We start from the raw sequence: 3,520 nt of genomic DNA on the forward strand, positions 1-3,520 counted from the left end.
ATTTATTGCGGGGTCGTGAGGCACTGGCAGGGTGTCTGGGCGCAGTCATGACAGTTTTTTTATCCATAACGCGCAAAGAGGGAGATACAGACATTGCATCGTGCAAACAGAAAATGGGTATACCAGAAGCAATACCTTATCAGGAAAGGTATCGCCGCGGTCATAAAGACCTTTCTGGTATACCATGCCATTCACCATCTGGTATACCGCCTTCAGGCCTCACCACGACTGGCTTTTACGGCATAAAAACACCTTCTGGTATACCATTTCATACATGAGGGGGTATACCCCCGGAAGCCTTGCCAGCAAAGGCTTCCGGCTGAGCAGTGTATACTGCGTGGGGTGTGACACGATTTTCTGGCCTTTCTCAGCCATAAGAAGTCAAACGTGCAGGAAAATTAGCAGGACGAAAAGGCACAAAAATCCATATCCGACAGAAACTGAGTGGCAGGCCGAACGCTATGGCCGGAATGCGTGGTAATGACTCAGCGGGATTTCCAGAACTGCCACCAGGACTTTGCAGGGACATGCTGAGGATCGGCAGTGCCCTGTTTATGCTCCAGCAGCTGCATGGCCTGACGAAGTGAGTTGATATGTTCATCCCGGGCATTCACTGCATCTTTCAGCCCGGCGTTTTCTGCCTGCAAAAGTGCCACCTGATGCTGTAAATCCTGTAAAAAATCGCTGTTAACACATGTAGAGTGATCGTCAAATTTTACAACGACATTGTCACGTTCACTGTCAAAAGCAAGAGAACCGAAAACACGAATAAGCTCTGTAGTATCAATAACTTTTACAGTTTTTCCATGCTTTACAACTGAGGTGTAACTTAACTCACCAGATTTGAGTAACTTGTAAATAGTTGGACGACTGACACTGGCAAGGCGCGCCGCTTCGCTAATAGATACCCGGGCCATTATAAATCCCCCTGATGACCATCCAGACGAATAGTCAGAGTGCGACAAAGTTGTTCCGCATCCTCATGGAGCTTTTCGCAAAGATCCGCCTCAACATCGAGATCGAGTTCATTAAGCTTTTCCAACAAAAGCAGGGTCTGCCCTTGGATAAACGTCGCCATATTAAGCGCAGCTTTCTGTTGTTTCGTCATCACAGCGTCAGTGCTCCATGTGAAATCAGGTTCTCTTCCGCTTCCTCGATCGTTCGCTCGCTACGCTCGGTCACTTATCTGCGGCGAGCGGACGGAGCTGACTAAGTGACAAGTAAGACAGAAGATAACCATACGGGGAGCGCAACCAAAGACAGAGCATAAGGCCACGCCCCGCAGGGGCGTTTTTCCATAGGCTCCGCCCCCCTGACGAGCATCACAAAAATTAATGCTCAAATCAGTGGTGGCGAAACCCGACAGGACTATAAAGATACCAGACGTTTCCCCCTGGTGGCTCCCTCGTGCGCTCTCCTGTTCCCGCCTTTCGGTTTACCGGTGTCATTCCGCTGTTATGGCCGCGTTTATCTCATTCCACGCCTGACACTCAGTTCCGGGTAGGCAGTTCGCTCCAAGCTGGACTGTATGCACGACCCCCCCGTTCAGTCCGACTACCACGCCAATTTCGGCAACTATCTTCTTGATTCCAATCCGAAAAGGCACGACAACACGCCATTGGCGGTAGCCACTGGTAACTAGATTCACGGAGTGAGATTGCAGAACTTACTACACAAGAGTTCTTGAAGTAGCAGCCTGACTACGGCTAAACTGAAAAGACAAGTTTTGGTATCTGCGCTCCGTGTAAGCCAGTTACCTGGTTCAACGAGTTCCCCAACTCATTGAACCTTTGAAAAAAACCGCCTCCCCAGGCGGTTTTTTTTCATCCCCAGACTAAGCCTGACTTAATCCCGCGTCAAGAAAACGATTCAGAGATTACAGAAAACGATAAATGCATCGCACCAATCGTTCAAAAAGCAAGCGATCAGTTCGCTGACATACAAAAATTTATATAATCAAGCTTCCGGAATTATCTCATTAGCCCGTATAATGAATAATTGGAAATCTGCCTGTTTTTAATACAGTGACAACTACAACCTACAGAGGTATGCGTATGAACGCTATTAATCGACGACACAAGTAAGGAGGTGCTAATGAAAGAAATCGTATATGTTGGCGGTGCCGAAAAAGACCTAAAAAAATCATTCACAAAAGCCATGTTTGATGAGGTCTTGGTAGAGATAGTCCGCTTACAGTGCGGAATTCAACCTATCAGAAAAACAAAGCCAATGAACGGCCTCGGAAAAGGGGTCATGGAATGGACAAAAAATGGAAAGCCAGCATACAGACTGGTTTATGTAGTAGGGAAAGAGCAAATTTTCATACTACACGCTTTTTCAAAAACATCTGATGGGACCCCAAAATCCGAAGAGGAAACAATCAAAGAACGATATAAACAAATATCAAAAATCGTGTAAAAACAAAAGGCAAACAGTAATCGCAGTGGGTCACACCACTGCTTTTTTTACTTTAACATCAATAGGGCTTTCTTTATCATGCGGCCGAAAAGACACATCCATAACAAACCCTATTCTGCAAAGCATTTCTAAAAGGGTATCTATTGCAAACTTAGATATCTGGCCATTCATTAAGTTGCTAACTCTTGGCTGACTCACACCAAGCTTCTCTGCTGCAACTCTTTGAGACCACCCTTTCTCGCGAATTAACTCTGTAAGGATAATGATCAACTTTGATTTCAAGGAAATCATATTCAGCTCTACAGAGTCCTTAAAAAAGGGGGCAAACGGCTCACTCTTGGTGTGCAGCATAGCTCTCTCCTGTAAGTTCTGTGAGTTGATGAAGCGTGCAAACCACCCTGCTACAAAAACAAACATAGCATGGGTTTACAGGGTGCGGCATTATACTCGCATCTGTCACTTTTGCAATATCGATACAAATATTTGTATCACCCGCACATCAATATATAAGGCTGATTGAGCGATCTTGCAATACTTTATGTGATTTTTTTTGAGCACCGCGAAAGATTTACCATAATCCCTTAATTGTACGCACCGCAGAAACGCGCTGAGTGCGATTTCAGCGCGAAGACGATGAAAACCACTGTTTACTCGGCAAAAACACGGCAGAATCGATCCGAGCGCGTTTACGACCTATGAATGATTATGCAGCGCAGTGCATGACCTCCGACCTGGCACAAAAAAGCAGGTTAAACCGCGATTTTTCCCGGTTTTCCTGCCCGGATTTCCGGGTGGAAGCCTACCATTTCGTTTTCATGCCATACCAGGTCAGTACCCCGTCTCTGATTTGCAAAACACCCCGGGATAACTTCCCAGCTACAGTGGAACGGCGCATTTCAGCTATTCTCTGCTGATGTTGCTCGGCCGTCACAGGGGTAATACCCAGATCCGAAAACTCTCTCTTAAACTCCGCCCCCAGAAACTTCAAGTCATCGATAAGGGTCGCAAGCCATTTTTTCACCGTTCTGCCTCCACACCATTTAAGCCATTCAGATAACAGTCTGGCACAGGCTGGCGAAAGAAAGCGGTGAACGGACACGCA

General features: G+C 46.4%; 5 protein-coding genes and 1 pseudogene. 2 read left to right on the forward strand and 4 right to left on the reverse strand.

Annotated features, from left to right (window positions below; all coding sequences use genetic code 11):
• A partial coding sequence (locus AACS80_RS23880) for a hypothetical protein (RefSeq protein WP_205714144.1) occupies positions 1–278 on the forward strand: 278 nt, incomplete at its 5' end.
• 207 nt (positions 279–485) lie between these two features.
• Here AACS80_RS23880 and AACS80_RS23885 read toward each other — a convergent pair.
• Together AACS80_RS23885 and AACS80_RS23890 are read right to left on the reverse strand one after the other, a co-directional pair.
• Positions 486–917: a helix-turn-helix domain-containing protein gene (locus tag AACS80_RS23885; protein WP_115726050.1), complete on the reverse strand. Its 432-nt coding sequence runs from the start codon at positions 915–917 to the stop codon at positions 486–488.
• Complete coding sequence (locus AACS80_RS23890; RefSeq protein ID WP_135411026.1) at positions 917–1,108, reverse strand: Rop family plasmid primer RNA-binding protein; 192 nt, start codon at positions 1,106–1,108, stop codon at positions 917–919. The genes AACS80_RS23885 and AACS80_RS23890 overlap by 1 nt, the downstream gene beginning before the upstream one ends.
• Positions 1,109–2,094: 986 nt before the next feature.
• Here AACS80_RS23890 and AACS80_RS23895 point away from each other — a divergent pair.
• Positions 2,095–2,418 carry a type II toxin-antitoxin system RelE/ParE family toxin gene (locus tag AACS80_RS23895; RefSeq protein ID WP_126688455.1) on the forward strand — a complete coding sequence of 108 codons (324 nt, stop codon included), beginning with the start codon at positions 2,095–2,097 and terminating at the stop codon, positions 2,416–2,418.
• Positions 2,419–2,448: 30 nt separating this feature from the next.
• On the opposite strand, the gene AACS80_RS23900 is transcribed toward AACS80_RS23895, so the two are convergent.
• The gene (locus AACS80_RS23900) at positions 2,449–2,769 is read right to left on the reverse strand and encodes a helix-turn-helix domain-containing protein (RefSeq protein WP_086200708.1); all 321 of its coding nucleotides are present in this window, start codon (positions 2,767–2,769) and stop codon (positions 2,449–2,451) included.
• Between the two features lie 448 nt (positions 2,770–3,217).
• Positions 3,218–3,520, reverse strand: a pseudogene (locus AACS80_RS23905) (hypothetical protein); the annotation flags it as partial.

Source organism: Escherichia sp. E4385, assembly GCF_963883145.1.
GTDB lineage: Bacteria > Pseudomonadota > Gammaproteobacteria > Enterobacterales > Enterobacteriaceae > Escherichia.